32 protein-coding genes are annotated in these 24,848 nt (G+C 64.9%); 16 read left to right on the plus strand and 16 right to left on the minus strand.

Annotated features, from left to right (window positions below; translation table 11 throughout):
• Positions 1-588, plus strand: a 588-nt coding sequence (locus BEN49_RS21425) for a N5-glutamine methyltransferase family protein (RefSeq protein ID WP_070746455.1), incomplete at its 5' end; no start/stop codon positions are given.
• 116 nt (positions 589-704) lie between these two features.
• Positions 705-998, plus strand: a complete 294-nt coding sequence (locus tag BEN49_RS21430; protein ID WP_070746457.1) for a putative quinol monooxygenase — start codon at positions 705-707, stop codon at positions 996-998.
• A 63-nt stretch (positions 999-1,061) separates the two neighbouring features.
• Here the strand turns inward: BEN49_RS21430 and BEN49_RS21435 are convergent, their stop codons facing one another.
• On the minus strand, positions 1,062-1,361 hold the full coding sequence (locus BEN49_RS21435; RefSeq protein WP_070746459.1) for a PALP domain-containing protein: 300 nt from the start codon (positions 1,359-1,361) through the stop codon (positions 1,062-1,064).
• Between the two features lie 50 nt (positions 1,362-1,411).
• Between BEN49_RS21435 and BEN49_RS21440 the strand changes: the two genes are divergently transcribed.
• Both BEN49_RS21440 and BEN49_RS21445 read left to right on the plus strand, forming a co-directional pair.
• Positions 1,412-2,998, plus strand: coding sequence for a BamA/TamA family outer membrane protein (locus tag BEN49_RS21440; RefSeq protein ID WP_070746461.1), 1,587 nt, complete (start codon positions 1,412-1,414; stop codon positions 2,996-2,998).
• 183 nt (positions 2,999-3,181) lie between these two features.
• Positions 3,182-3,568 carry an Hsp20/alpha crystallin family protein gene (locus tag BEN49_RS21445; RefSeq protein WP_158023026.1) on the plus strand — a complete coding sequence of 129 codons (387 nt, stop codon included), beginning with the start codon at positions 3,182-3,184 and terminating at the stop codon, positions 3,566-3,568.
• A gap of 199 nt (positions 3,569-3,767) precedes the next feature.
• Here the strand turns inward: BEN49_RS21445 and BEN49_RS28420 are convergent, their stop codons facing one another.
• From BEN49_RS28420 to BEN49_RS21460, 3 genes are all read right to left on the minus strand, one after another.
• A complete protein-coding gene (locus BEN49_RS28420; protein ID WP_070746465.1) occupies positions 3,768-4,301 on the minus strand; it encodes a hypothetical protein in 534 nt (177 codons plus the stop codon).
• A 77-nt stretch (positions 4,302-4,378) separates the two neighbouring features.
• Positions 4,379-4,699 carry a hypothetical protein gene (locus BEN49_RS21455; protein WP_070746466.1) on the minus strand — a complete coding sequence of 107 codons (321 nt, stop codon included), beginning with the start codon at positions 4,697-4,699 and terminating at the stop codon, positions 4,379-4,381.
• A 35-nt stretch (positions 4,700-4,734) separates the two neighbouring features.
• On the minus strand, positions 4,735-5,004 hold the full coding sequence (locus BEN49_RS21460) for a VF530 family protein (RefSeq protein WP_239692045.1): 270 nt from the start codon (positions 5,002-5,004) through the stop codon (positions 4,735-4,737).
• Positions 5,005-5,108: 104 nt separating this feature from the next.
• Here BEN49_RS21460 and BEN49_RS21465 point away from each other — a divergent pair, with 104 nt between their 5' ends.
• A complete protein-coding gene (locus tag BEN49_RS21465) occupies positions 5,109-5,960 on the plus strand; it encodes a glycoside hydrolase family 25 protein (RefSeq protein WP_070746468.1) in 852 nt (283 codons plus the stop codon).
• 96 nt (positions 5,961-6,056) lie between these two features.
• On the opposite strand, the gene BEN49_RS21470 is transcribed toward BEN49_RS21465, so the two are convergent.
• Positions 6,057-6,269, minus strand: coding sequence for a hypothetical protein (locus BEN49_RS21470; protein WP_070746470.1), 213 nt, complete (start codon positions 6,267-6,269; stop codon positions 6,057-6,059).
• A gap of 50 nt (positions 6,270-6,319) precedes the next feature.
• Between BEN49_RS21470 and BEN49_RS21475 the strand changes: the two genes are divergently transcribed.
• Together BEN49_RS21475 and BEN49_RS21480 are read left to right on the plus strand one after the other, a co-directional pair.
• A complete protein-coding gene (locus tag BEN49_RS21475; protein WP_239692046.1) occupies positions 6,320-6,778 on the plus strand; it encodes a septal ring lytic transglycosylase RlpA family protein in 459 nt (152 codons plus the stop codon).
• Positions 6,779-6,792: 14 nt separating this feature from the next.
• Positions 6,793-6,996, plus strand: coding sequence for a hypothetical protein (locus tag BEN49_RS21480; protein ID WP_070746472.1), 204 nt, complete (start codon positions 6,793-6,795; stop codon positions 6,994-6,996).
• Positions 6,997-7,165: 169 nt separating this feature from the next.
• On the opposite strand, the gene BEN49_RS21485 is transcribed toward BEN49_RS21480, so the two are convergent.
• Entirely contained in the window at positions 7,166-7,672 is a 507-nt protein-coding gene (locus BEN49_RS21485) for a DUF6799 domain-containing protein (protein ID WP_070746474.1), read from the minus strand.
• A 217-nt stretch (positions 7,673-7,889) separates the two neighbouring features.
• On the opposite strand from BEN49_RS21485, the gene BEN49_RS21490 reads away from it, so the two are divergent.
• The 3 genes from BEN49_RS21490 (at position 7,890) to BEN49_RS21500 (ending at position 9,620) form a co-directional block, all read left to right on the plus strand.
• Positions 7,890-8,228 (plus strand): DUF3140 domain-containing protein, encoded by a 339-nt coding sequence (locus BEN49_RS21490; protein ID WP_070746476.1) that lies wholly within the window; start codon positions 7,890-7,892, stop codon positions 8,226-8,228.
• Positions 8,229-8,315: 87 nt separating this feature from the next.
• Positions 8,316-9,260, plus strand: a complete 945-nt coding sequence (locus tag BEN49_RS21495) for a J domain-containing protein (protein ID WP_070746478.1) — start codon at positions 8,316-8,318, stop codon at positions 9,258-9,260.
• 39 nt (positions 9,261-9,299) lie between these two features.
• Positions 9,300-9,620, plus strand: a complete 321-nt coding sequence (locus tag BEN49_RS21500; RefSeq protein WP_070746479.1) for a hypothetical protein — start codon at positions 9,300-9,302, stop codon at positions 9,618-9,620.
• Between the two features lie 84 nt (positions 9,621-9,704).
• Here BEN49_RS21500 and BEN49_RS29840 read toward each other — a convergent pair whose 3' ends face one another.
• The 6 genes from BEN49_RS29840 to BEN49_RS21525 all read right to left on the minus strand — a co-directional run bounded on the left by BEN49_RS29840 (position 9,705) and on the right by BEN49_RS21525 (position 13,143).
• Positions 9,705-10,034, minus strand: a complete 330-nt coding sequence (locus tag BEN49_RS29840; protein WP_239692047.1) for a ZIP family metal transporter — start codon at positions 10,032-10,034, stop codon at positions 9,705-9,707.
• On the minus strand, positions 10,019-10,444 hold the full coding sequence (locus tag BEN49_RS29845; RefSeq protein ID WP_239692048.1) for a ZIP family metal transporter: 426 nt from the start codon (positions 10,442-10,444) through the stop codon (positions 10,019-10,021). Before BEN49_RS29845 ends, BEN49_RS29840 begins: the two co-directional genes overlap by 16 nt.
• A 111-nt stretch (positions 10,445-10,555) precedes the next feature.
• Entirely contained in the window at positions 10,556-10,915 is a 360-nt protein-coding gene (locus tag BEN49_RS21510; RefSeq protein WP_070746482.1) for a hypothetical protein, read from the minus strand.
• 92 nt (positions 10,916-11,007) lie between these two features.
• Positions 11,008-11,607: a hypothetical protein gene (locus BEN49_RS21515; RefSeq protein ID WP_070746483.1), complete on the minus strand. Its 600-nt coding sequence runs from the start codon at positions 11,605-11,607 to the stop codon at positions 11,008-11,010.
• A 130-nt stretch (positions 11,608-11,737) separates the two neighbouring features.
• Positions 11,738-12,601 (minus strand): carboxylating nicotinate-nucleotide diphosphorylase, encoded by an 864-nt coding sequence (gene nadC, locus BEN49_RS21520; RefSeq protein ID WP_070746485.1) that lies wholly within the window; start codon positions 12,599-12,601, stop codon positions 11,738-11,740.
• Between the two features lie 143 nt (positions 12,602-12,744).
• Positions 12,745-13,143, minus strand: a complete 399-nt coding sequence (locus tag BEN49_RS21525) for a DUF4783 domain-containing protein (RefSeq protein WP_070746487.1) — start codon at positions 13,141-13,143, stop codon at positions 12,745-12,747.
• A 198-nt stretch (positions 13,144-13,341) separates the two neighbouring features.
• On the opposite strand from BEN49_RS21525, the gene gpmI reads away from it, so the two are divergent.
• Positions 13,342-14,886 (plus strand): 2,3-bisphosphoglycerate-independent phosphoglycerate mutase, encoded by a 1,545-nt coding sequence (gpmI, locus tag BEN49_RS21530; RefSeq protein ID WP_070746489.1) that lies wholly within the window; start codon positions 13,342-13,344, stop codon positions 14,884-14,886.
• Complete coding sequence (locus BEN49_RS21535) at positions 14,879-15,460, plus strand: hypothetical protein (protein WP_070746492.1); 582 nt, start codon at positions 14,879-14,881, stop codon at positions 15,458-15,460. The genes gpmI and BEN49_RS21535 overlap by 8 nt, the downstream gene beginning before the upstream one ends.
• Positions 15,461-15,535: 75 nt before the next feature.
• On the opposite strand, the gene BEN49_RS21540 is transcribed toward BEN49_RS21535, so the two are convergent.
• The gene (locus tag BEN49_RS21540; RefSeq protein ID WP_070746494.1) at positions 15,536-17,104 is read right to left on the minus strand and encodes a hypothetical protein; all 1,569 of its coding nucleotides are present in this window, start codon (positions 17,102-17,104) and stop codon (positions 15,536-15,538) included.
• A 179-nt stretch (positions 17,105-17,283) separates the two neighbouring features.
• Positions 17,284-18,354, minus strand: a complete 1,071-nt coding sequence (gene prfA, locus BEN49_RS21545) for a peptide chain release factor 1 (protein WP_068238286.1) — start codon at positions 18,352-18,354, stop codon at positions 17,284-17,286.
• Between the two features lie 293 nt (positions 18,355-18,647).
• Here prfA and thrA point away from each other — a divergent pair, with 293 nt between their 5' ends.
• The 4 genes from thrA (at position 18,648) to thrC (ending at position 23,787) form a co-directional block, all read left to right on the plus strand.
• The gene (gene thrA / locus BEN49_RS21550; protein WP_239692049.1) at positions 18,648-20,987 is read left to right on the plus strand and encodes a bifunctional aspartate kinase/homoserine dehydrogenase I; all 2,340 of its coding nucleotides are present in this window, start codon (positions 18,648-18,650) and stop codon (positions 20,985-20,987) included.
• Between the two features lie 34 nt (positions 20,988-21,021).
• Positions 21,022-21,411, plus strand: coding sequence for a four helix bundle protein (locus tag BEN49_RS21555; protein WP_070746496.1), 390 nt, complete (start codon positions 21,022-21,024; stop codon positions 21,409-21,411).
• Positions 21,412-21,425: 14 nt separating this feature from the next.
• Entirely contained in the window at positions 21,426-22,358 is a 933-nt protein-coding gene (locus BEN49_RS21560) for a homoserine kinase (RefSeq protein WP_070746497.1), read from the plus strand.
• A 130-nt stretch (positions 22,359-22,488) separates the two neighbouring features.
• A complete protein-coding gene (gene thrC, locus BEN49_RS21565) occupies positions 22,489-23,787 on the plus strand; it encodes a threonine synthase (RefSeq protein WP_070746499.1) in 1,299 nt (432 codons plus the stop codon).
• Between the two features lie 63 nt (positions 23,788-23,850).
• Here the strand turns inward: thrC and BEN49_RS21570 are convergent, their stop codons facing one another.
• Both BEN49_RS21570 and BEN49_RS21575 read right to left on the minus strand, forming a co-directional pair.
• Positions 23,851-24,144, minus strand: coding sequence for a putative quinol monooxygenase (locus BEN49_RS21570; RefSeq protein WP_070746457.1), 294 nt, complete (start codon positions 24,142-24,144; stop codon positions 23,851-23,853).
• Positions 24,145-24,260: 116 nt separating this feature from the next.
• Positions 24,261-24,848: N5-glutamine methyltransferase family protein (locus BEN49_RS21575; RefSeq protein WP_070746455.1), on the minus strand; the 588-nt coding region annotated here is incomplete at its 5' end.

Consider the following 24,848-nt stretch of genomic DNA (forward strand, 5'->3'; position numbering starts at 1 on the left):
GCCCGCCACCTCATCCCGCGCCCCGAAACCGGAAGAGCTGGCGCGCCTGGTGGCGCCGCGCAGCCGGGGGCCCGCACGGTGCTCGACGTGGGCACCGGCTCGGGCTGCCTGGCCCTGGCGCTGGCCCGCGCCCTGCCCCGGGCGCAGGTGCTGGCCGTCGACATTTCGGCCGAAGCCCTGGCCGTGGCCCGCCGCAACGGGGCCCGCTACGCCCCGCAGGTACAGTTTCAACAAGTTGATATTCTGCAAGAAACGCCCGATGGCCTGGCCCCCGGGGCCCTGGATGCGCTGGTGAGCAACCCGCCCTACGTGCGCGAGAGCGAGCGGGCCCAGATGCGGCCCAACGTGCTGGCCTGGGAGCCCGCCGGGGCCCTGTTCGTGCCCGACGCCGACCCGCTGCTCTTCTACCGCCGCCTGGGGGCCCTGGGCCGCGCGCTGCTGCGCCCCGGCGGCGGCATCTACCTGGAAATCAACGAAGCACTATCGGCCGAAACCGAAGCGTTGCTCCGCAGCCAGGGCTACGCCGAGGTGCGCGGCGTGGTCGACATGTTCGGCAAGGCGCGCATGGTGCGGGCTACGGCGCCGTAGCCGCGGCGGGGGCCCAGCGGCGCCGCCCGGCGCGGAAGCGCGCGGCTCGAAACAATCCGGTTGGCGCTGCGCTTGCGTATCTGAAAGGTAAGGACTTACCCCTAAACCCACACATCATGGTAAAAGTAGGATTGTTGGTGCGGCTCGAAGCCAAGCCCGGAAAAGAGCAGGCCGTGGCCGATTTCCTGCGCGGCGGGCTGGCCCTCGTGATGGAAGAGCCTGATACCGTGACCTGGTACGGCATCCAGATGGGGCCTTCCACGTTCGGCATTTTCGACACATTTGCCGAAGACGCCGGCCGCAAAGCCCACCTCGGGGGCAAGGTGGCCGCCGCCCTCATGGCCAACGCCGAAGAGCTTTTTTCGGCCCCGCCGGCCATTGAAATGATTGACATCCTGGCCTCCAAGTAGAAGGCCAGGAACAGCATGAACGGGAGATTCGGCCAGGCCGGGTCTCCCGTTTTTTATGGCCTGCTACCGCAGCAAAAATTCCTTCAGGGCCCCAAAATCCACAGCCATCGGAATTGCTTGCTTGGGGCGGCCTTGCAGGTGGCGCACGGCCTCAGGCAGCTCGATGGGCTGGCCGATGATGGGCTCCAGCACGCCGGGGAACTTCACGGGGTGAGCGGTAGCCAGCAGGATGCCGGCCGCGTCGGGATGCTGGGCCTGGTGACGGAGCAGGGCGGCATAGGCCACGGCTGCGTGAGGGTCAAGTAAATAGCCGTTCTCAAACCACACCTGCAAGATGGTGGCCACCGTGTCGGGGTCGCTCACAGTTTCGGCACTGAGGGTGGCTTGGTGACTCGCTCAGCGCCCTGCGCGAGTTGCGCGATTTGGTGCTGGCGCTGCAAGGCGACTCGTACCTCACGGCCTCGACCGACGAGATAAAGTGGGGCCCCGACACGGTGCGGGCGCGCATTTTCGTGGGCGAGCCGTTCCGGTGGGCCTACCTGCGCAACGGCAACCTCGGCGACGGCCTGCTGACGCGCGCTGGCTACCGCGAGCGGTTTTTCCGCCAGGCCCCGTTCCGGCCCGGCGAGTGGGCCCAGTTGCAGGAGCGGGTGCTGACGGAGGCCGAAAACCAGGGTTACCCCTTCGCCACGGTGGGCCTCGACTCGGTGCAGTTGGAGGGCAATAGCATTGCCGGGCGGGTGGTGCTGAAGCGCGGCCGGGCCATCGTGTTTGATTCCATCCAGATTGTGGGGGCCACCAAAACGCGCAAGCGCTTTCTGACCAAGTATTTGCAAATCTTCCCGGGCCAGCCCTACAGCCAGCAGCGGGTGCAGGCCGCCGCCCAGCTCCTGCGCCAGCTGCCCTACCTGAAGGTGCGGGCTGAGCCGGAGGTGCGCTTCGCCCGGGGCCGGGCGCGGGTGTATTTGCTGCTCGACGATAGGCCCTCGAACCAGTTCGACGCCATTGTGGGCGTGCTGCCTGGGGCCGGCACGGGCCAGGGCGTGCAAATCACGGGCGACGTCACCATCAACCTGCGCAACCTGAAGGGCGGCGGCAAGCAAGTGGGCTTGCAGTTCCGCAAGGTCGATGCCTTGTCGCAGCTGCTTGATGTTCAATACGTTCATCCCAACTTCTTCGGCACGCCGCTGGAGGTGGCCGGCAGCTTCAACCTGTACAAGCAAACCGACGCCTTCCTGACGGTGCGGCCACGGCTGCAAATCACGTACCCATCGGCGCGGGCCGGGCGGGTCACATTCTTCGTGGAGCAGCGCAACTCGCGGCTGTTCACCGACAGCGCCACGTCGCGGCGCCTCACGGTGCTGCCCGAGAATATCGACTCGCAGTACACTTCCTACGGCCTGAGCTACGCCTGGAACACGCTCGACGACCTGTTTTTCCCGCACCGCGGCTACTTGCTGAACGGCCAGGCCGCCGTGGGCACCAAAATCATCACCCGCAACCCCGATTTGCGCTCGGACCTGTACGACAGCCTGGCGCTGCGCTCGACGCAAACCACGCTGGCGCTGCGGGCCGAGCGCTACGCTCCCGTGGGCCGGGCGGGGGTGCTGCTGCTGCGCGTGCGCGGCGAGCACCTGGCCAATCAGCGCCTATTCCTCAACGAGATGTACCGGCTGGGGGGCCTCAACTCGCTGCGGGGCTTCAATGAGAATCAGTTCTACGCCAGCAGCTACGCCGTGGCCACGGCCGAGTACCGGCAGTTCATCGGGGCCGAGTCTTACGTATTTCTTTTTGCCGACCAAGCCTATTTCCGGCGCGGGGCAGTGGCTAGCCAAGCCGCAGTTACCGACCAGCCCACGGGCCTGGGCGCGGGCCTGAGCTTCCGCACCCCGGCGGGCCTATTCCAGTTTGTATATTCGGTGGGGCAGTCGAGTAGCGCCAATCAGCACTTCGCGTTGGGCAGTTCCAAAATCCACTTTGGCATTACGAACCGGTTTTAGGGTGGCAACCTGTCATTTCGCAATTCTGGAGCAAATTACTAGCCACATTGGCATAATAGTACTATTATTAAAAGTAATAGCCAGTCAGATTGGCTGAAATGGATGTTTACAGGGGCCCCACGGGCTTGGTACGGGCTTTGATAATACTGGTGCATGGCCGCTCCTATAACCGGCCCCTCCGCCATGAAAATTATCAGCTCGAAAATAATCCGTGATTTTGCTCCTCAGATGGACCTGCTCAACACCATTGGTGGGGGCGTGGCCCAGGCCCAGGTGCGCCTCGACAAGCGCGAGCAGGGTGTGATTCTGCGGGTGGTATTGCCCTCGGCCTCGCCCGATACGTTCCACGTGGCCCTGCATAACCAGCGCCTGACCGTGTACGGCGCCTACCGCCACCAGCCCGACGACGAGCTTTCGGCCCCGCTGTTCATGCGCGTGCTCGACCTGCCCGCCAACCTTGACGTGGCCCGCATCGACGCCGTGCAGCACGGCGCGGAACTACACGTGCGCATCCCCTACAAAAACACCAACGACGAGCCCCGCGAGCTGGACATCCGGCACGAGGAATAAGCTCTTTTTTATACCGCCGGGACCGACCGGCACCGCCGTCCACTGATAAAGCCGGGACCGACCGGCCACTTTTTTATCTCTGACTGCTTTCCCACCGCCCACAGCGGTGGTTTTTTTTGCCCTGTGCCTAGGGCCCCTGGGGCCCCCGGCCCGCCAACCGCTCCCAGCAGCTACCAGACAACAGCTACTGCATCAGCATTTAACGAGCCAGCACGACCCGCAGTTGAAACTCCTGCACTGCGTTGCCTTCCGCCATCAGGTTGTGGCCGATGATGAGCTGATACATCCCGTTTTTTGGTGCCGGCACCGCCACGGTGTTACCAAAAGGGCCGTTGGCCTGGCCGTCGGGGTCGATTACTTGATTGAACCGGATGTTGCCCCCCTTAACGATCAGCGTAGCCGTGAGCTTGCGCTTGTTTTGCACGGGCACGCGCACAGTTATTTTCTGCCCGAAGCCCTTCACTTTTCCCAGCAGCAGCGCCACGCTGTCGCCGGCCGCCACGGTGAGTGTGGCGCTGCTATCCGCCCGCGCATCGACGGGCGGAGCCGCGGCGGCTGGGGCCCCCGGGGCAGCCGGGGCGGGGGCCCCGGGGGCAGTGCTGCTGGCCGGGGCCGGCGGGGGCGGCGGCGTGCTTTTTTGCGTGGTGGCGGTGTCGCACGCCGCGCAGAGCAGGGCTAGGCCGAGGGTAAGCGCCGGGGAGAGCAAGGGGCGTATGGTGATGGCTTTTTCCATTTATAAACCTGTTTAATAATCAGCAGCTGCCAGCCGAGAGGGCCCCGCGTCGGCTCACCACGCAAGAGCCCAGGGCCCTAAAACAGCGGAATCAGCAGCGCGAAGCTCAGCAGCAGCGCCACGTAGAACCAGCCTTGCACCTGCCCGCGGTAGGGGCGCGGTACGCGGTTGCTGACTACTAATAGGGCCCCAATGGCCAGGGCCAGGTGCAGCACCACGAAGGCCATGGCCTTCACCCAATTGCTGACGATGGTGTTATCTTCTTGGTATTGATTGCTTTCGCCCAGGCCCGACAGAACCCAGCGCAAGCCAAAATAGGCCCCGGCTTCAAACGCCACGAACCCGAGCAGGCCGGCCAGCCACGCAGGAAAAGCTGTTGGTGTGCGCGCGTCGGGCATGGCGGTGGAGAGTAGAAAGGCAACCGGGTTGAAAATTACGGGCGGGGCCGGCCCAGCACCTCGGCCGTGCGGGCCCGCACGTACAGGTCTTCCACTTTGGTGCGGGCCCAAGGCGTGCGCCGCAAGAAAACCAGGCTCGACTTGATGCTGGGGTTGACGGCGAAGCAGTTGATGCGCAGGCGCTCATCGAGGCCCGGCCAGCCGTAGGCGGCCAGTAAATAGTCGAGGATGACGGCCAGCGTGACGCCGTGCAGCTCGCGGATGAGGTGGCCCGATTCGTCGCGGGCGTCGGCAGGAAGGGGCACGGCGGCAGAAAAAAAGAGGGGAAATGACGACAAAGTTGGCACAAATCGGGTGGCTTGGGCACGTAACCCGCCCGGGCTGGCGTTATTTTTGGCCAAGCCCTGCCATGCCCCGCCTCCGCCCCGTTCCCGTTGCACCCGCCGCGCCCCTGCCCCGCCGGCGGCGGCCGGCGGCGCGCTGGCTGGCGGCGGCGCTGCTGCTGGGCCTGCTGGGGGCCGGCGTGTACTACGCCCGCCACACGGTGCAGCTCAACCGCTACGCCCGCCGGGCCTGGGCCACGTTCACGCGCAAGGGCCTCACGGGGCGCGAAAAAACGCCGCTGCTGGCCGGGTTCTCTGTGCACGGCATCGACGTATCGGCCTACCAGGGGCGCATCGACTGGCCCGAGGTGGCGCGCCACGCGGTGCGCTTTGCCTTCATCAAGGCCAGCGAGGGCGTGCGCCTGCAAGACCCGCGCTTCGCCCGCAACTGGCACGAGGCGCAGGCAGCGGGCATTTGCCGGGGGGCTTACCACTACTTTTCGCCCAACCGCAGCGGGGCCGAGCAGGCGCGCCTGTTCATCCGTACCGTGCCGCTGCGCCCCGGCGACCTACCCCCGGTGCTCGACGTGGAGGCCGTCCAGTTCCACGACGTGGCCGAAATGCGCCGCGAGGTGGCCATCTGGCTGCGCCTGGTGGAGGCACACTACGGCGTGCGGCCCATCCTCTACTCCAACCACGGCTTCTACCGCCACCATCTGGCCGGGCACTTCGACGACTACCCGCTGTGGCTGGCCCACTACGAGGTGGAGCGCCCCACCCTGCCCGCCGGCAAGTGGATCATCTGGCAGCATTCCGACGAAGCCTACGTGCCCGGCATCCGCGGCACCGTCGATTTCAATGTGTTCCAGGGCAGCTACGCGGCGCTGCTGGCCCTGCGCGTGCCGGCGCCCACCGCGGCCGCTCCCGCCCGGCGCTAACCCGGGGCCCCGGCCGCAGAAAAGCCGCCCGGCAGCGCCGCTTTTATCAAGCAACACCACCGGGCGGCTGTTCTGGGGCCCCAACGGGCCAGGCACTTACATTTTAGACGCTGCCTTGTCGTCCTTCTTCATCATCTTGGCGTCCTTCTTCATCATTTTGTCTTCGCCGGCCTTGTGCTTCATCTTCTTGTCTTCCTTGGCCATAATTTTGGCGTCTTTCTTGGCCATCTTGTCATCGGTTTGGGCCGAGGCGCTGAAGCAAGAAGCCGTGAGGGCGAGGGCCGCTACGAGTTGGAGGGTGGTCTTCATAGGATGCGAAAAAAGGAATGTGTGAGTTGTAAGGGGTAATTTTCCGAAAGGTGGGCCACGGGCCTGAGCACAACATGAAGAACTATTTCAATCGCCAAATCATGCACGGGGCCCCCTGGGCGCGCCGCGCCGCGCTGGCTGGGGCCCTGGTGGCGGGGCTGCTGGCCACGGGCTGCGGCAGCAGCCGGCCGGGCTTCACACAAACGGGCCAGGGCTCCTACTACGCCAACAAGTTCCGGGGGCGGCCCACGGCCAGCGGGGCCCCCTACCGGCCCAGCCAAATGACGGCCGCCCACAACACGCTGCCCTTCGGCACCCGCATCCGGGTGACGAACGTGCGCAACGGCCGCTCGGTGAAGGTGACCGTGAACGACCGGGGGCCCCACGTGGCCGGCCGCATCGTGGACGTGTCGGGCAAAGCCGCCCGCCGCCTCGACCTGGTGCGGGCTGGTGTGGTACCCGTGCGCCTCGAAGTCATCCGGGCGGCCCCGCGGGGGGGCAGCCGCTAGCTACTTTTGCGGCCATGAACCACAACATTCGCAAGAAAGTAACTTGGACGTGCCCGCCCGGCCTGGGCCGTTTTGCCGCCCTTGACCACTGGGTGCGCGCCGCCGAAGACGAGGGCTGGTCGGAGGCCGAAGTCCAGCAAGTGCTCGACGAGGTGGTGGAAGCCGACGACGACAAAGCCGGCCACGAAGTGCTGGCCTACTACTCAGCCCACGCTTAGGGCCTGTCCGAATCAGCAATAACATAAAACGGTCATGCTGAGCTTGTCGAAACATCTCTCTCGCAGCAGTAATTAGTTACTTGCGCTGGAGAGATGCTTCGACAAGCTCAGCATGACCGTTTTTTTAGATAACTGAGTTATTGGGGGCCCAAGCGCCCGCGGGCGGCGCTTACTTCTTATCTTTCTCGCGCTTGGCCTTGGCTTTTTCGAGGGCTTCGTCGCGCTTGGCTTTTTCTTTCGTCTTGCGCTCCAGGTCCTTGGCCATCTTTTCGCGCTTGCCGGGGTACTTGAGGTCGTACTGCTGAATCTTCAGGATGCTGTCCTGCTCAACCATCACCCGGCGGGTCGTGACGCGGCCCGTGAGCGAGGCTATGTCGCCCTCGGCCATCTGCACCGTGGTGCCAGTGGGCGACGTGACGAGGCCCGTCGGGCTGACGGTGTAGCCGCTCAGCAGCTTTTTATCGGCCGTGAGCGGGTTGGCGAGGCCCTGTTCGGTGAGCACCACGCGGCCGTTCACCATGGCCAGGCCATCCTTCGTGCCGGCACCTGGCGTGGCGGCCAGGCGCGCCCGGGCGGGCACAGCGGCGCGGCGCGGCGGCAGCTTGGTTTGGGCCTGGGCTTCGGCGGCGCCCAACAACAAAGCCCCAAAAATTACAAATCGGAACGAAATACGCATAACGGGTTATTTTGTAGAGAAATTGAATTTAAACAGGAGAGCTTTAGACCTAAAACTTCGGGCGGAGCAAATATATTGCACTACCCGGTGCCCTACTAAACTCCTATGCAAAACCGATACCAACGGCGAAAACCGGCCCACAAAAACGCGGAACGGCTTCCTTACGTTCAATCAATCCCGGCCTCGTCAGCGCCGGATTAACTAACCTTCCATTATCATGGCCGCAAAAACCACCGACGACGATTTGTACCACACTTTCCACGGGGAAGTAAACATGACTGCTTCCGAATTGGAAAAGTGGCTGAAAACCGACGAGTCGAAAAGCGTGGGCCAGGCCAGCGGCGACGGGGAAAGCATTGGCCACCAATCTGGCAAGCACATTGTTGCTATTTTGCATAAAAAGAAGGCAGACCTCACCCCCGATGACGAGGCCCATATGCACAAAGTACATTCTTACATTGCCCGCCATTTGGCCCAGCGGCCCAGCGGCGACGTGGCCCACACGCCCTGGCGCTACTCGCTGATGAACTGGGGGCACGACCCGCTCAAAAAATGAGTGGGTGACCAAGTGAATGAGTGATTTTACCTCTTGCTCGTCCATCTCAATCACTCATCCGCTCATTCACAAACTCACTAATTGGCAATGGAATACAAGGATTATTACAAGACGCTGGGCGTGGAAAAGACCGCCACGGCCGAGCAAATCAAGAAGGCGTACCGCAAACTGGCCCGCCAGCACCACCCCGATGTAAACCCCAACGACCCGGAGTCGGAGCGCAAGTTCAAGGAGGTGAACGAGGCCAACGAGGTGCTGAGCGACGCCGACAAGCGCAAGAAGTACGACCAGCTGGGCGCCGATTGGCAGCGCTACGAGCAGCAGGGTGCCGGCCGGGGCCCCGCGGGCGGGCACGGGGCCCCCGGCGGCGGCGGCGGTTTCGACTGGGGCCAGTACACGCAGGGCGGCGGGGGCGGCAACCCGTTTGGCGACGAGGGCGGTGATTTTTCGGATTTCTTCGGCTCCATTTTCGGCGGGGCGGGCGGTGGCGGGGGCCGTAGCGCCCGCCCCGGCGCGGGCCAGGACTACCAGGCCGAGCTGGAGCTGAGCCTGGAGGAAGCCTACCAGGGGGGGCCGCGCACCATCACGGTGAATGGCAAGAACCTGCGCCTGACCGTGAAGCCGGGCGTGGCCGACGGCCAGACCATCCGGCTGCGCGGCCAGGGGGGCCCCGGCCGTAATGGGGGCCCCGACGGGGCCCTGCTCCTCACCTTTCGCCTCGCGCCCGACGCGCACTACGCCCGCACCGGCAACGACCTGACCCAGGACGTGCCCGTGGAGTTGTACACCGCCTTACTCGGCGGCGAGCAAACCGTGGCCACGCTGGGCAGCCCGGTCAAAATCAAAATCAAGCCCGAAACGCCGAATGGCACCCGCCTGCGCCTGCGCGGCAAGGGCTTCCCGGTTTACGACCAACCCGGCCAGTTCGGCGACCTCTACCTGCGCCTCACCATTGCCCTACCCCAGCACCTCACCGACGAGGAAAAGGCGCTGATCGGGCAGCTGGCTGCGCTGCGCAGCACCGAAGCGTAGCCACTGCTTTTCCCGATTCACGTCTTTTCCCGCCCGCTTATGTTCGTTCTCACTTTTCAGGAATGCGCCGTTCGCTACGGCTTGAACGCCGAGGATTTGCACGGCTTCGTGGCCGTGGGGCTGCTGCGCCCGGCCCCCACTCCCAACGCCGTGGAAATCGACGACGAGCCCGACGAGTTCCTGCCGCGCCTGGCCCGCCTGCACCACGGCCTGGGCATGCCCCCCGAAGCCCTCGACTTGGTGCTGGCCATGCGCCAGCGCTTGCTGGGCCTGCAAGCCGCCCTGGCCCGCGAAACCTCCCGCGCCCAGCAGCTCGAGCAGTTCCTGCATGGCCGGGGCCCCCTTATTGATTTCAATTAACAATTATCAGTGAGCAGTTATCAATGGACAGATGCACAAAGGCTTTTCCATTGGTAACTGCTCACCGATAATTGTTAACTGAACTCAGGCGATGGCCAGGGCCAGGGCGGCGCCTACTACGGTGGCACCCAGCTTGGCCCAGTCGAGGCGGTGCTCGGGGCTGGTTTCGAACAGGATGGTGGTGGACACGTGCAGGAAATTGCCGGCCACCAAGCCCAGCAGCGCGGCGTAGGCCCCGGGGCCTAGCCGCTCGTTCAGCACCAAGTAATTGCTGCTCAGGATGCCCATCGGGCCGGCCAGGGCAAAGATGAGCAGCGCGGGCCACGTGCGCCGGGCCGGGCCGGGGCGCTGGTGCAGCAGCGTGGCCAGCGCAAACGCGGCCGGGATGTGGTGCAGCGCTACCCCGGCCACCACGGCGTAGTACGGGGCCCCACCGCCCCGCCGGCAGCCGGCACCAGAATGCTGCCCTCCAGCAGCGAGTGCACCGCCAGGGCCCCCAGCAGCAGCAGCGGCACCCGGCCGGCCCGCGCCGCGTGGGCATCGGCCGCGTGCACGTGGCCGTGCTCGATGCCGTGCGAGAATACCTCCAGCAGCACCTGCCCGAAGAAGCCCCCCAGCACCCAGTAGCCCACCCGGGGGCCCTGGCCCGGTACCAGTTGCCAGGCTTCGGGCAGCAAGTGCGTGACGGTGAGCGTGAACAGGTAGGCCCCGCTGAAGGCCAGCAGCGGCTTCAGGGCTGCTTGGCCCAAGGCCGCGGGCAGCCGGCCGGCGGCCCAGCCCGCCCCCAGCACGGTGCTCAGCAATACAAAAATGGCAATCCACATCCGCGAAAACGCAAAAAGCAGCCGCTCGGCGGCCGCACAAAAGCGGCCGCCTGCCCCGCGCCGGTCGGCGGAGCAGGCGGCCGCTGCAAAAATTACCGGGCCGGCGGGCGGCTACTTTTTCTCCGCCGCTGGCTGGTGGCGCGCGTCCCCGTCGGTGGGGGCGGCGTCGTTCTTTTGTTCCTCGCCCTTCAGGTTAGCCGCGTCGGCCGACATGGCCTCTGCGGCGTTGGGCATGGCGCGCTCGTCCAGTTTTGCCGACGAGTTGATGGGCCGCGGGATGGCGCCGCCCTTGGCGGCGTTGGGCATATCGGCCGAATCGCTGGCGTGCATCTCGCTGATGCGGGTGCCGGGGGCCACCATGTCCAGGGATACTTTTTCGTCGGGGCGCCAATCGGAGGGCTCGCTGCTGCAAGCGTTCAGGGCGAGGGCGGCGGCGGCCAGGGCCAGCAAGCGGGGGGAGAGGAATTTCATGGGTGAAAAACAAACAATAGCGGTCAGATGGAATGCGTTACGTAGCGGCGGGCGCCGGGGTGGGCCGGGCCGCACTTTTTTTGGTGGGGGCCCTAAGCCAGCAAGTTCTTACGGCGCAGCAGGGCCTCGAACAGCTTGCGGTCGTTGTCAGAATTGAAGATGCGCTGGGGCAAATGTAAAAATACCGGCACATCGAACGTGCGGGCAATCCACAGGCGCCAGCCGGCGGTGTCGGCGGGCGGGTCGCCGGGCTTGAGGTACAGCAGGTAGGCATCGTCGGCGCGGCGCACCTTGCCAATCATGTCCCAAGTCAGTTGCATGGCTTTTTCCTTGCTCACGCGCAGCAGCAGCTGCTTCTGGTCCATCTCGAAGCTCATGCGCTCAAACAGCGGCTTGCTTTGCTCCATCTGCGTCACGCCCGTCACCTGGGCCGAGCGCAGCAGCACAAACAGCAGCGTGAGCACGAAGCTCAGCGCCAGCCACCACCACGAATGCCAAATAATGGCCGGCAGCAGGCCGATGGCGAACGGCACGAGGGCATACACCCAGTCTTTGCGCCACACCTCGGCCATGGCCAACTTGGTGTAAGCGTTGGTATCGAACTGCGATTTCTTGGTGACGATGGCCAGCGGCGACGGCTGCTGCTGCTGGCGGAAGCCGCCGCCCCCGCCGCGTTGGTTGGGTTGGTTCATGAGTTTCTTAAATGTGGAGATGTGCAGGATGTGCAGATGTGGAAAAATTTGACAATGGGGGCTTTGGTAATTTATGACGGACTTCCCATCTCCCACATTTTCACATCCTCCACACTCAACACATTAATTTTTAAAATGCTTTCAGGCTTAAGTCCAGGATATCGGCCGAGTGCGTGAGGGCCCCTACGGAAATGTAATCGACGCCGGTGGCGGCTACCCCGGCCAGGGTTTGCTCGGTGATGCCGCCGCTGGCCTCGGTTTCGAAGCGGCCGCCCACCACGGCCACCGCCTCGCGCATCTGGTCCAGCGTCATGTTGTCGAGCATCACGCGCTGGAAGCCGCCGGCGGCCACGGCCTGCTGCACTTCTTCCAAGGTGCGGGTTTCGAGCACGATGGGCAGCTGGCGGCCGGTGCGCTCCAGGTAGGCGTGCGTGGCGGCCAGGGCCGCGGCCACGCCACCGGCGTAGTCCACGTGGTTGTCCTTCAGCATAATCATGTCGAAGAGGCCGTAGCGGTGGTTCACGCCGCCGCCAATCAGCACGGCCCATTTCTCGCACAGGCGGAAGTTAGGCGTGGTTTTGCGAGTGTCGAGGAGGCGGGCGTTGGTACCGGCCAGCAGCGCGGTGAGGCGCGCCGTGTAAGTAGCGATGCCACTCATGCGCTGCATGCAGTTGAGCACCAGGCGCTCAGCGGTGAGAATGCTGCGCGCGGGGCCCTCCACCACAAAGGCTACGTCGCCGGGCTGCACGCGGGTGCCGTCGGGCAGGGCGTCGCGCACCGCCAGGGCCCCGTCCACCGCCGCGAAGATGCGCGGGGCCAGGGCCACGCCGGCCAGCACGCCGCTGCCCTTCACCAGCAGGCGGGCGCGGTTGCGGGCATCGGCCGGAATGGCGGCCAGCGCCGAATGGTCGCCGTCGCCCACGTCTTCGGCCAGCGCCGTGCGGATGAAGGTGGCGAGGGCCTCGTCGGTCAGGTAAGCGGGGAGCGGTTGCACGCCGCAAAGGTACGGGCCCCGCCCTTGCCGCGAAAACCCCGCCGGGGCCTCAACGCAAAGCCCCGCCGCAGCGCACAAAAAGGGGGGCGTCAAAACCGACTATCGGTTTTAACGCCCCCCTTTTTACCTTTCGACTGGCTGTACTATTCTTTAGTAAAGTCCAGGTTATCAATCACCGGGGTCCCGTGCGAGGGTTTCATTTTGACGTAGACGCGGTAGGTGCCGCCGCGGCTGGCGTAGCGCCCCACCGCATATTGGATGCCCTCGCCGCTGGCCCCCTGGTGGATAAAGTCGAACCCGGTGGGGCCATTTTTGGCGAAGAAGTCCTTGAGGACCAGCTCGGCCTGGGTGGCGTTGAAGTTTTGCTTGTCGCCATCGAAGCTGATTTCGACGGCCGGGGCCAGGAACTGGGCCAGCTCGTGCGCCGAGCCGTTGCGCAGGGCCCCGCGTACGGGCCCCAAATCGGCCTGGGCCTGGGCCGTAAAGCCAAGGAGCACCAATAGCCACGCGGCGGCCAGCGTCCGTAAAAAGGAGGGTTTCATTGTAAAAAGTAAAGGACTTATCATCAAAACGGGGTGTAGCGAAAACAGTGCCAGTTGGCGAGGGGCCCCCGGCCAGGGCCGGATTACGGGCGGCGGCCCGCCCGGGTTGATAGGCCGCCGGGCAAAAATCTGCCCGAAATTATCCGATGCGGCGCAGTTGCCATCAACCCTTGCGCTAGGCCCCCGTATCTTTGGGGCATGAACAAACAGGTATTATTGGTCATTCTGGACGGGTGGGGCCTGACCCAAAACACGACCAATTCGGCCGTTGACCAAGCGCAAACACCCTTCTACCACGAAGTGTTGCAGCGGTATCCGCACAGTACGCTTCAGGCTTCGGGCGAGGCCGTGGGCCTGCCCGAGGGCCAGATGGGCAACTCGGAAGTGGGCCACATGAACATCGGCGCCGGCCGCGTGGTGGACCAGGAGCTGGTGCGCATCGGCCGCTCCATCCGCGACCGGAAGCTGGGCCAGATGCCGGCCCTGGTGAAGGCTTTCGAGTACGCCCGGACCAATAACAAACCCCTGCACCTCATCGGGTTGCTATCCGACGGCGGCGTGCACTCGCACATCGACCACGTGAAGGCCCTGTGCACCATCGCCCACGAGGCCGGCGTGCCGCGGGTGTTCGTGCACGCCTTCACGGACGGGCGCGACACCGACCCCAAGAGCAGCGTGCGCTACATCAACGACCTGGAGCAGCACGTGGAGCGCACGGGCGCCAAAATTGCTTCGGTGGTGGGCCGCTACTACGCCATGGACCGCGACCAGCGCTGGGAGCGGGTGAAGGTGGCCTACGACCTGCTGGTGAACGGCATCGGCACGGAATCGCAGAACCTGATCCAAACCATTCAGGAGCAGTACAAGGAAGGCATTACCGACGAGTTCCTGAACCCCATCGTGAAGGTGGGCAACGATGGGCAGCCACTGGCCATCATCCAGGAAGACGACGTAGTGCTGTGCTTTAACTTCCGCACCGACCGGGGCCGTGAGATTACCGAAGTGCTGACGCAGCAGGACATGCACGCCTTCCAAATGCACCGCCTGAACCTGCATTACCTTACGCTGACGAACTACGACGACAGCTTCGGGGGCGTAACGCCGGTGTTTGAGAAGGACAACCTGAACCGCACGCTGGGCGAGGTGCTGGCCGAGAACGGTAAAACCCAGATTCGCATCGCCGAAACGGAGAAGTACCCGCACGTGACGTTCTTCTTTTCGGGCGGCCGCGAAGTGGCGTTCCAGGGCGAAAAACGCATCATGTGCCCCTCGCCCAAGGTGGCCACCTACGACCTCCAGCCCGAGATGAGCGCCGCCGACCTGCGCGACGCCCTGATTCCAGAGCTGCAAGCCAACGCCGCCGATTTTGTGGTGCTGAACTTCGCCAACCCCGACATGGTGGGCCACACCGGCGTGTTTGAGGCCGTGGTGAAGGCCGTGGAAACGACCGACGCCTGCGCCCGCGCCGTGGTGGAAGCCGCCCGCGCCGCCGGCTACGCCAGCATTATCATCGCCGACCACGGCAACGCCGAGTTCATGCGCAACGCCGACGGCTCGCCCAACACGGCCCACACCACCAACCTGGTGCCCTGCATCCTGGTGGACGACAACTACCACGGCACCCTGGCCGACGGCAAGCTGGCCGACCTCGCCCCCACCATCCTAGCGCTGATGGGCGTGCCCCAGCCTGCCGAAATGACCGGCCTGAACCTGCTGCGCCCCACCGACGCCCCGCATGCGTAAGGGCCGCGGCGCTTGGCTTGGGGCCCTGCCGCTGCTACTGGCCGGCTGCGGGGGCCCCGAGGCCGGGGCTCCCGCAGCGGCCGCCCGGCCGCTGTACTTCGACGTGAAAGGCTTGCTCGACCAGCAAATCAAGCAGCTCGACCAAGCCCACACCGCCACCCTCAAGCGGGTGAGCGTGCGCGGCAGCGCCCCCGAAACGGTGCACGTGCCGGCCGTGAAGTGGGCCGACGAGCTACAGCTGTTTTTCCAGGCTGATATTAACAAGGCCGCGCTACGGGGGGCCTACGCCGTCGATTCGGCCCGGCTGCCCGATGGGCGGTTGCGCCGCACCTATACCCGCCTGCCTGGCCACGACATTGCCCCGGTGGGCCGGCTCTCGGTGCTCAGTGCCGGGGCCGCCCCCGAGGAAATCACGGCCGACGTAGATCAGCAAAACGCGCTGTTTTCGGCCCGTAAGCACTTGCGGCTTGACCTGCGCCAAGGCCAGCTAACTACCTACGCCGTGCAGGGCACCCAGAAGTTGGTATTGTTCGATACGCTGCGCTACGCGGCGGCCGGGCAGGTGCAGCGTTAGCTTACTCATTCAGCCAACGCCGAACGATTATCGAATAGCCGGCAGAGAAGCCGGCCGCTTACTCTGCCCGGGGCCCTATTTGTGCTCGTAGGCGCCCACGGTGCCGGCCGTGCGGGGCAGGTTGCGTAGGTCGCGGGCCGGTACTGTGCCGAAAGCGGGGCCCAGCTTGAGGGCCGGCGAGGTGGCTTGCAGCGTGTAATCAATCCAGCCGCCGCTGAACGGCGAGCGCAGAAACAATGGGTCGGTATTCAGCTGGTTGCCGAACGCCGCATCGGCGAGGCCCGGCTTATCCGCGGTGGCGAAGGTTGTGCCGGCGTAGCTGGCGGTGCGCAGCACCGAGTTGCGCACCACGAGGCTGGCGCGGTAGCTATCCACGTCGACGAAGAGCAGCTCATCCTCAATGGAGCCCCACACGATGCTGTTGCGCAGGGTGATGCGCGGCGCGGGCAGCATGGTTACGCCGTCCAGGGGCGACTTATCGGTGAAGGATAGCGAAGCCGATTTGCGCACCGCCGTGGTGTTGGGGTAATTGGCCACGGTGCAGAAATTCACATCGTACACCCCGCCGAAGCCCAGCAGGGCGTACTCGGCGCAGTTGGCAAACAAGCAGTTGGTGGCCTTCACATTGCCGGCGATGCTGATGATGCCGCCGCCAGTATCCAGTGCTACGGGCGTTTGGGCGGCACCGGCAAACGATACATTATTACCGGAGATGTTCTTGATCGTCGTGTTGTCCACGGCCACGTCGGGCAGGGGCCCCGTGGGGGCGGTGTTCAGCAGCAGTAGGCCGTAGGTGGCGTTCTTGATTTCGGCGTAGCGGATGCGGTTGCCGCGGCTGGCGCTCGTGAACACGATGCCGCCCCACTGCCCCGGCGTATCGGCGTAGAAATCTTCGAGCCGGTCGCCGCGGAAGCGCACGAGGTTGGCGTTGGTGTCCTTCACCGTATCGGTGGGCACAAAGGCGTTGGGCTCACTCAAGTCGTTCACCAGCAACCGGCCCGCCACTTGCAGCGTGGCCCCAGCGTGCGAATAGATGCGGGCCCCCTTGGGAATGCGCAGCGTCACGCCTGGGGCCACGGCCACGCCCACCACGTAGGCTTGCGCGCCGCTGCCGTAAGTGCGGTTAATGATGACGTGCGGCTTATCGGTCTGCCAGGTAACGTCGCTGCTGATGATTTCGCCGTAGTGGAAATAGGCGTTCTGGCCGTAGGCAACCAGCTTCACGTCCTGGGCGTTGCCGTTGGTGAGGAAGTTGATTTGGTCGGCCACCACGAACTGCTTGGCCGCGGTGGCCGTGCCGTTGTCGCCCACGGTGGCGCGCACCAGGATGAGCAGGCTGTCGTTGCCCCGCACCGTGATGGCGCTGGCCCCGGCCCCCGCATCACCGCTAATAATGAGCGAGTACGGGCTGGCCCCGGCCCCGGCCAGGTTGATGTCCGTCTTTAGGGCCCCACGGTTGCGGTTGTACACCCACAGCCGCTTCGTGACGGTGCGCACCGTCGTGAACACGGTATCGAACAGCACCGTGTCTTGCACGAAGCTCAGGCTGCCCGAGGTTTGCACCAGGTCTTCCTTGGGCTCGCAGCCCGGCAGCAGCGCCGACAGGCAGCCGAGTAAAATGAAGGCAAGGAAAAAGTGGCGCATGAAAGGGGGTTGGTGCGTGGGGCCCTGGCCCAGGGAACCTCACCCCCGGCCCCTCTCCAGAAGAGAGGGGTGCCAATCGACAGTTATAAACAGCTCCTTACCAATAAGTTGAACGCACCCCTCTCTTTTGGAGAGGGGCCGGGGGTGAGGTTCCCCCGGTGCCCCTAGCTACCGCATCCCTACGACACGCCCACTTTCAGGCGCTCGGCGCTTTCGGCGATGCGCAGGTTTTCCACGAAATCGTCCACGTTGCCGTCCATCACGCTGGGCAGGTTGTGCACGGTGTATCCGATGCGGTGGTCGGTGACGCGGCCCTGGGGGTAGTTGTAGGTGCGCACCTTGTCGCTGCGGTCGCCGCTGCCGATCATGCTTTTGCGGATGGCGCCTTCGGCCTCGTTCTTCTTGGCCAGCTCGATTTCAAAAATGCGCGAGCGCAGCACTTGCAGCGCCTTATCGAAGTTCTTGAGCTGCGATTTCTGGTCCTGGCACTGGGCCACGAGGCCGGTGGGTAAGTGGGTAAGGCGCACGGCCGAGTAAGTCGTGTTCACCGACTGGCCGCCGGGGCCGCTCGACATGAAAAGGTCCTTGCGGATGTCGTTCATGTCCAAATCGATGTCGAACTCCTCGGCTTCCGGCATCACCACCACCGAGGCCACGCTGGTGTGGATGCGGCCCTGGGTTTCGGTGGCCGGCACGCGCTGCACGCGGTGCACGCCGCTCTCAAACTTGAGCTTGCCGTACACGTCCTCGCCCTTCACGGCCAGGATAATTTCTTTGTAGCCGCCGGCCGTGCCTTCCATGGCGTCCACGAGCTCCATTTTCCAGCCCTGCTTTTCGGCGAAGCGCAGGTACATGCGCTGCAAGTCGCCGGCAAACAGCGCGGCTTCGTCGCCGCCGGCCCCGGCCCGAATTTCCATGATGACGTCTTTCGAGTCGTTGGGGTCGCGGGGCAGCAGCAAGTCCTTGATGGCGCCTTCCAAGCGTTCCTGCTCGGGCCCAAGCTCGTCGAGCTCAGCCTTGGCCATTTCGCGGAAATCCTCGTCCTTTTCGGTCGAAATAACTTGGCGGGCATTTTCGATGTTGCTGAGCACCTGCTGGTAATTGCGGTACTCGGCCACGATTTTGCCCAGTTCTTTATACTCTTTGTTCAACGACTTGTAGCGCTTTAGGTCCGACATCACATCGGGCTGCATTAGCTCTTCGCTCACGTCGTTGTACCGCAGGCGGATGGCTTCTAATTTGTCCAGCATTGTAGTGGTCGAAAAAAATAGTCTGTAGGTTTGCAAAGATACTGGATTCAAACACCGCCGTTTGAGTCGGGCGTTCCTTTTTCCGCAACGCGGCTGGGGGCCCTGGCCGGCCGGGGCTGTGGGGGCCCTGTATCGGTTGCCCTGCCCTTTGCCGGCCCATCCAGCCGGCCCCACGCCCAACCACCACCTTAAATGCAAGTGCTCAAATTCGGAGGCACGTCCGTAGCCTCCGCGGAAACATCGAGAAATCGTGCGCCATCGCGCTGGCTGCCCTGTCCCGGGGCCCCGTCGTAATGGTGGTATCGGCCCTGGGGGGCACTACCGACGCCCTGATTGGGGCGGGCCGCGCGGCGGCCAGCGGTGATTACCGCTACCGCGACGCACTCACCCAGCTGCAACAGCGGCACCTGGCCGCCGCCCAGGCCCTGCTGCCCCCGGCCGCCCAGCCCGACATTACCGACGTGCTCACCCGCGGCTTTGCGGAGTTGTTGCAACTCTGCGACGGCATTTTTTCGCTCGGCGAGCTGTCCGACCGCACCCTGGACCGGCTGATGAGCTACGGCGAATTGCTTTCATCGCAGCTGGTGAGCGAGGCCCTGGGGGCCCGCACCCCGGCCGTGTGGGCCGACGCCCGCCAGCTCATCCGCACCAACGCGCGCTTCGGCGCGGCCGAGGTGAACGTGGCCGTGACCCGCGCGCAGGTGCAAGCCTTTAAAAGCGCGCACCCCGGCGAGGTGTGGGTGGTGCCGGGCTTCATTGCCGCCGACGACCAAGGCAATACCACCACGCTGGGCCGCGGCGGCTCCGACTACACGGCCGCCCTGCTGGCCGCCGCGCTCGACGCCGACGTGCTCGAAATCTGGACCGACGTGAGCGGCATGATGACCGCTGACCCGCGCCTGGTGTCGCGCGCGCGGCCCATTGCCGGCATCTCGTATCAGGAGGCCATGGAGCTGTCGCACTTTGGGGCCAAGGTATTGTATTCGCCTACCATTCAGCCGGTTATGGAGCGCGGTATTCCGCTCTGGATCAAGAACACCTTCGCCCCGGCCGACTACGGCACGCTGGTGGAGGTGGCCCCGCCGCACAGCCCCGACGTGGTGCGCGGCCTCTCCAGCATCGGCAATTTGTCGCTCCTGAACCTGGAGGGCAGCGGCATGGTGGGCATCCCCGGCTTCTCAAAGCGCCTGTTTGAGGCCCTGGCCCGCGCGCGCATCAACGTGGTGCTCATCACCCAAAGCTCGTCGGAGTACTCGATTTGCGTGGGCGTGGCCGCCGCCGACGTGCCCGCGGCCCAGGCCGTGGTAGACGAGGAGTTTGCCACCGAAATTGCCGGCGGGCGCATTGCCCCGCTGCGGCCCGAAAACGGGCTGGCCATCGTGGCGCTGGTGGGCGAGAACATGAAAAACCACCCCGGCATCAGCGGGCGCCTGTTTGGGGCCCTGGGGCAGAACGGGGTCAACATCCGGGCCATTGCCCAGGGCTCGTCGGAGCGCAACATCTCCACCGTCATCCGGGCCGCCGACGTGCGCAAAGCCATCAACGTGCTGCACGAAGCCTTTTTTGAGCCAGCCTACAAGCAGGTGAACCTATACGTGTTGGGGCCCGGCAACGTGGGCGGCAAGCTGCTGGCCCAGCTGGCGCAACAGCAGCAGCACTTGCAGCAGCAGCTGGGCTTGCAGGTGCGCGTGGTGGCCATCGCCAACCGCCGCCACTGCATCGTGGACGAGAACGGCCTGGACCTGGCCACCTGGCCCGCCGCGCTGGCCGCCGGGGGGCCCTGCACGCTGGAAGAATTCACCGAGCTCATCGTGAGCCGCAACCTGCGCAACTCCATCCTGGTGGACGTGACGGCCAACCCCGCTGCCGCCGACCACTACGCCGCCCTGCTCGAAAAGAGCGTAGCCATCGTGGCCTGCAACAAGGTGGCCGCGTCGTCGGCCTACGCCAACTATGCCCGCCTCAAGGGCTTGGCGCAGGACTTCAACACCCGCTTTTTGTTCGAAACCAACGTGGGCGCGGGCTTGCCCATCATCGGCACGCTCAGCGACCTCACCCGCAGCGGCGACGTGGTGCGGCGCATGGAGGCCGTGCTTTCGGGCACGCTCAACTTCGTGTTCAACAACTACGACGGCTCGCGGCCCTTTGCCGAGGTGGTGCGCCAGGCGCAGGCCGAAGGCTACACCGAGCCCGACCCGCGCCTCGACCTGAGCGGCACCGACGTGGCCCGCAAAATCCTGATTCTGGCCCGCGAGGCCGGCCACCCGCTGGAAATGAGCGACGTGCAAATCGAGTCGTTCCTGCCCGCCTCGTGCCTGGAGGGCGACGTGGAAGCCTTTTATGAGCAGCTGGCCGTGCACGAGGCCCACTTCAGGGCCCTGTACGACGCGGCCACGGCCGAGGGCAAGCGCCTCAAGTTCGTGGCCCGCTTCAACGACGGGGCCGCCGCCGTGGGCCTGCAAGCCGTGCTGCCCAGCCACGACGTGTACGAGCTGCGCGGCAAGGACAACATCGTGCTCTTCTACACCGACCGCTACGCCGAGCAGCCGCTGGTGGTGAAGGGCGCCGGCGCGGGGGCCGAAGTCACTGCCGCCGGCGTATTCGCCGACATCATCCGCGCCGCGCGTTTGTAGTCATTTAACATTTATCAATTAACACGCGGTTGCTATGATCGGTGGCAAGCCTAACGTACTGTATGAGAAAGCCTATGCTTTCGGAGTACAGGTGGTGCGGGCTTACCAGTTTCTTTCACGGGAAAAGCAAGAATACGTGCTTTCAAAGCAACTGCTGCGCTGCGGCACTAGCATCGGCGCGAATATAGCCGAGGCAAACGGGGCGTTATCGGACGCTGACTTTTCTGCTAAAATCTCCATCAACTACAAGGAGTGCCTGGAAACGAAGTACTGGCTTCACTTGCTGCACGATACGGAATACCTGACGGCATTGATGTTCGAAAGCTTATACCACGATGCGGATGAATTAAGCAAAATGCTTTTTGCTACGCTTCGCTCCACCAACCGCGTCAAGACCACTAAAAATTTGCCAGACACCTGTTAAATGATGAATGTTAAATGTTAAATGATACCGTTCTCGTCCACGCGCCCGCCACCATTGCCAACCTGGGCTGTGGGTTCGACGTGCTGGGCTTGGCCCTGGCCGCTCCTTACGACACCCTGCGCCTGCGCCGCACCGGGGCCCCGGGCCTGAAAATCACCCACCTCGACCACTACAACCTGCCTACTGACCCTGCTCGCAACGTGGCCGGGGCGGCGCTGCTGGCATTGCTGGAAAAGGTTGACGAGCCGGTGGGTTTCGAAATCGAAATCACCAAGGGCATCATGCCCGGCAGTGGCGTGGGCAGCAGCGCGGCCAGCGCCGCCGGGGCCGTGGTGGGGGCCAACGCGCTGCTGGGCAACCGGTTCAGCCAACTGGAGCTGGTGGACTTTGCGATGGCGGGCGAGGCCGTGGCCAGCGGTGTGCGCCACGCCGACAACATTGCGCCGGCTATTTTCGGGGGTTTCACGCTGGTGCGGGCCCTGGCGCCGGTGCTCGACGTGGTGGCCCTGCCGGCCCCGCCGCTGTGGGTGGCCGTGGTGCACCCCCAAATTGAGGTGAAGACCAAGGAAGCCCGGGCCCTGCTGCCCACCGCCGTGCCCCTGGGGCTGGCCGTGCGCCAGTGGGCCAACGTGGGCGGCTTGGTGGCCGGCTTCCTCACCGCCAACTACGGCCTGATTGGCAGGGCCCTGGAAGACTACATCGTGGAACCGGCGCGGGCCCCGCTCATCCCCGGGCTGGCCGAGGCGCGGCGGCGGGCCCTGGCGGCCGGGGCCCTGGGCGGCGGTATTTCGGGCTCGGGCCCCTCTATTTTCATGTTGAACCACGACGGCGAAACCGCCCATGCCGTGGCCGCGGCCCTGGGCAGCGTGTTTGCCGAGCTGGGCATCCCGCACGACTTGCATGTGGGCCGGATTGCCTCGGAAGGCGCCCGCGTGGTGGCCGAATAGGGCCCCCAGCTTGGTTGTTAACCCTTTGCTAACGAATGCGCTGGGCAACTTCCTGGCCGTACATTCGCCGGCGGCTTGCTTATCGAAAATAAAATTTTAAGGACTTTTTATTGCCCCACTTCTCCTTCTGATGCAGTATTACAGCCTCCGCCGCCAGGCCCCACCGGTAGATTTTCGCACGGCCGCCATCACCGGCCAAGCCCCCGACGGCGGCTTGTACTTCCCGGAGACCATCCCACAGTTCGGGGCCGATTTCTTGCGCGACCTGCCCACGCTGGACCGTGCCGACCTGGCCCTGGCCGTGATGCGGCCCTACGTGGGCGGCACCATCCCCGACGCGGAACTGCACGGGATTTGCGCCGCGGCCGTCGATTTCCCGTTTCCGCTGATGCCCGTGAGCCCCGGCATTACGGCTTTGGAGCTGTTCCACGGGCCCACGCTGGCTTTTAAGGACGTGGGGGCCCGGTTCATGAGCCGGTGCCTGGGCTACTTTGCGCAGCGCGGCGACACGCCGCCCGTGACGGTGCTGGTGGCCACCTCGGGCGATACCGGCGGGGCCGTGGCCAGCGGCTTTCTGGGCGTACCGGGCGTGGAGGTCGTCATCCTCTACCCCAAAGGCAAGGTGAGCCCGGTGCAGGAGCAGCAGCTCACCACACTGGGCCAAAATATTACGGCCCTGGAAGTTAGCGGCACTTTCGACGATTGCCAGGCGCTGGTGAAGCAGGCCTTTCGCGACCCCGAGCTGGCCGCCCACCGCTTCCTCACGTCGGCCAACTCCATCAACGTAGCGCGCTGGCTGCCCCAGCAGCTCTACTACTGCTTCGCGGCCCAGCAGTGGCCCGCCGATGCCACGCCGCCGGTGGTGAGCGTGCCGAGCGGCAACTTCGGCAACATCTGCGCTGGGCTGCTGGCGCGGGCTTCGGGCCTGCCACTGGGCCACTTCATCGCCGCCTGCAACGCCAACGACCCTGTGCCGCGCTACTTGCGCTCGGGCACCTACGCGGCCCAGGCCGCCGTGGCCACCCACTCTAACGCCATGGACGTAGGCGACCCCAGCAACTTCGTGCGCATCCTGGAACTGTTCCACAACGACCTAGGGGCCCTCCAAGCCACCCTCAGTGCCGAAACTGTGAGCGACCCCGACACGGTGGCCACCATCTTGCAGGTGTGGTTTGAGAACGGCTATTTACTTGACCCTCACGCAGCCGTGGCCTATGCCGCCCTGCTCCGTCACCAGGCCCAGCATCCCGACGCGGCCGGCATCCTGCTGGCTACCGCTCACCCCGTGAAGTTCCCCGGCGTGCTGGAGCCCATCATCGGCCAGCCCATCGAGCTGCCTGAGGCCGTGCGCCACCTGCAAGGCCGCCCCAAGCAAGCAATTCCGATGGCTGTGGATTTTGGGGCCCTGAAGGAATTTTTGCTGCGGTAGCAGGCCATAAAAAACGGGAGACCCGGCCTGGCCGAATCTCCCGTTCATGCTGTTCCTGGCCTTCTACTTGGAGGCCAGGATGTCAATCATTTCAATGGCCGGCGGGGCCGAAAAAAGCTCTTCGGCGTTGGCCATGAGGGCGGCGGCCACCTTGCCCCCGAGGTGGGCTTTGCGGCCGGCGTCTTCGGCAAATGTGTCGAAAATGCCGAACGTGGAAGGCCCCATCTGGATGCCGTACCAGGTCACGGTATCAGGCTCTTCCATCACGAGGGCCAGCCCGCCGCGCAGGAAATCGGCCACGGCCTGCTCTTTTCCGGGCTTGGCTTCGAGCCGCACCAACAATCCTACTTTTACCATGATGTGTGGGTTTAGGGGTAAGTCCTTACCTTTCAGATACGCAAGCGCAGCGCCAACCGGATTGTTTCGAGCCGCGCGCTTCCGCGCCGGGCGGCGCCGCTGGGCCCCCGCCGCGGCTACGGCGCCGTAGCCCGCACCATGCGCGCCTTGCCGAACATGTCGACCACGCCGCGCACCTCGGCGTAGCCCTGGCTGCGGAGCAACGCTTCGGTTTCGGCCGATAGTGCTTCGTTGATTTCCAGGTAGATGCCGCCGCCGGGGCGCAGCAGCGCGCGGCCCAGGGCCCCCAGGCGGCGGTAGAAGAGCAGCGGGTCGGCGTCGGGCACGAACAGGGCCCCGGCGGGCTCCCAGGCCAGCACGTTGGGCCGCATCTGGGCCCGCTCGCTCTCGCGCACGTAGGGCGGGTTGCTCACCAGCGCATCCAGGGCCCCGGGGGCCAGGCCATCGGGCGTTTCTTGCAGAATATCAACTTGTTGAAACTGTACCTGCGGGGCGTAGCGGGCCCCGTTGCGGCGGGCCACGGCCAGGGCTTCGGCCGAAATGTCGACGGCCAGCACCTGCGCCCGGGGCAGGGCGCGGGCCAGCGCCAGGGCCAGGCAGCCCGAGCCGGTGCCCACGTCGAGCACCGTGCGGGCCCCCGGCTGCGCGGCGCCACCAGGCGCGCCAGCTCTTCCGGTTTCGGGGCGCGGGATGAGGTGGCGGGC

Origin of the sequence: Hymenobacter coccineus (assembly GCF_001816125.1) — a bacterium.
Classification (GTDB): Bacteria; Bacteroidota; Bacteroidia; order Cytophagales; family Hymenobacteraceae; genus Hymenobacter; species Hymenobacter coccineus.

What these genes read in the sequence shown, in the direction of transcription:
- BEN49_RS21430 (WP_070746457.1), top strand. Translation starts at nt 705, where the DNA reads ATGGTAAAAGTAGGATTGTTGGTGCGGCTCGAAGCCAAGCCCGGAAAA.
- BEN49_RS21445 (WP_158023026.1), top strand. Translation starts at nt 3,182, where the DNA reads ATGAAAATTATCAGCTCGAAAATAATCCGTGATTTTGCTCCTCAGATG.
- BEN49_RS28420 (WP_070746465.1), bottom strand. Translation starts at nt 4,301, where the DNA reads ATGGAAAAAGCCATCACCATACGCCCCTTGCTCTCCCCGGCGCTTACC.
- BEN49_RS21455 (WP_070746466.1), bottom strand. Translation starts at nt 4,699, where the DNA reads ATGCCCGACGCGCGCACACCAACAGCTTTTCCTGCGTGGCTGGCCGGC.
- BEN49_RS21465 (WP_070746468.1), top strand. Translation starts at nt 5,109, where the DNA reads ATGCCCCGCCTCCGCCCCGTTCCCGTTGCACCCGCCGCGCCCCTGCCC.
- BEN49_RS21470 (WP_070746470.1), bottom strand. Translation starts at nt 6,269, where the DNA reads ATGAAGACCACCCTCCAACTCGTAGCGGCCCTCGCCCTCACGGCTTCT.
- BEN49_RS21480 (WP_070746472.1), top strand. Translation starts at nt 6,793, where the DNA reads ATGAACCACAACATTCGCAAGAAAGTAACTTGGACGTGCCCGCCCGGC.
- BEN49_RS21485 (WP_070746474.1), bottom strand. Translation starts at nt 7,672, where the DNA reads ATGCGTATTTCGTTCCGATTTGTAATTTTTGGGGCTTTGTTGTTGGGC.
- BEN49_RS21490 (WP_070746476.1), top strand. Translation starts at nt 7,890, where the DNA reads ATGGCCGCAAAAACCACCGACGACGATTTGTACCACACTTTCCACGGG.
- BEN49_RS21495 (WP_070746478.1), top strand. Translation starts at nt 8,316, where the DNA reads ATGGAATACAAGGATTATTACAAGACGCTGGGCGTGGAAAAGACCGCC.
- BEN49_RS21500 (WP_070746479.1), top strand. Translation starts at nt 9,300, where the DNA reads ATGTTCGTTCTCACTTTTCAGGAATGCGCCGTTCGCTACGGCTTGAAC.
- BEN49_RS29845 (WP_239692048.1), bottom strand. Translation starts at nt 10,444, where the DNA reads ATGTGGATTGCCATTTTTGTATTGCTGAGCACCGTGCTGGGGGCGGGC.
- BEN49_RS21510 (WP_070746482.1), bottom strand. Translation starts at nt 10,915, where the DNA reads ATGAAATTCCTCTCCCCCCGCTTGCTGGCCCTGGCCGCCGCCGCCCTC.
- BEN49_RS21515 (WP_070746483.1), bottom strand. Translation starts at nt 11,607, where the DNA reads ATGAACCAACCCAACCAACGCGGCGGGGGCGGCGGCTTCCGCCAGCAG.
- BEN49_RS21525 (WP_070746487.1), bottom strand. Translation starts at nt 13,143, where the DNA reads ATGAAACCCTCCTTTTTACGGACGCTGGCCGCCGCGTGGCTATTGGTG.
- gpmI (WP_070746489.1), top strand. Translation starts at nt 13,342, where the DNA reads ATGAACAAACAGGTATTATTGGTCATTCTGGACGGGTGGGGCCTGACC.
- BEN49_RS21535 (WP_070746492.1), top strand. Translation starts at nt 14,879, where the DNA reads ATGCGTAAGGGCCGCGGCGCTTGGCTTGGGGCCCTGCCGCTGCTACTG.
- BEN49_RS21540 (WP_070746494.1), bottom strand. Translation starts at nt 17,104, where the DNA reads ATGCGCCACTTTTTCCTTGCCTTCATTTTACTCGGCTGCCTGTCGGCG.
- prfA (WP_068238286.1), bottom strand. Translation starts at nt 18,354, where the DNA reads ATGCTGGACAAATTAGAAGCCATCCGCCTGCGGTACAACGACGTGAGC.
- thrA (WP_239692049.1), top strand. Translation starts at nt 18,648, where the DNA reads ATGGTGGTATCGGCCCTGGGGGGCACTACCGACGCCCTGATTGGGGCG.
- BEN49_RS21555 (WP_070746496.1), top strand. Translation starts at nt 21,022, where the DNA reads ATGATCGGTGGCAAGCCTAACGTACTGTATGAGAAAGCCTATGCTTTC.
- BEN49_RS21560 (WP_070746497.1), top strand. Translation starts at nt 21,426, where the DNA reads ATGTTAAATGATACCGTTCTCGTCCACGCGCCCGCCACCATTGCCAAC.
- thrC (WP_070746499.1), top strand. Translation starts at nt 22,489, where the DNA reads ATGCAGTATTACAGCCTCCGCCGCCAGGCCCCACCGGTAGATTTTCGC.
- BEN49_RS21570 (WP_070746457.1), bottom strand. Translation starts at nt 24,144, where the DNA reads ATGGTAAAAGTAGGATTGTTGGTGCGGCTCGAAGCCAAGCCCGGAAAA.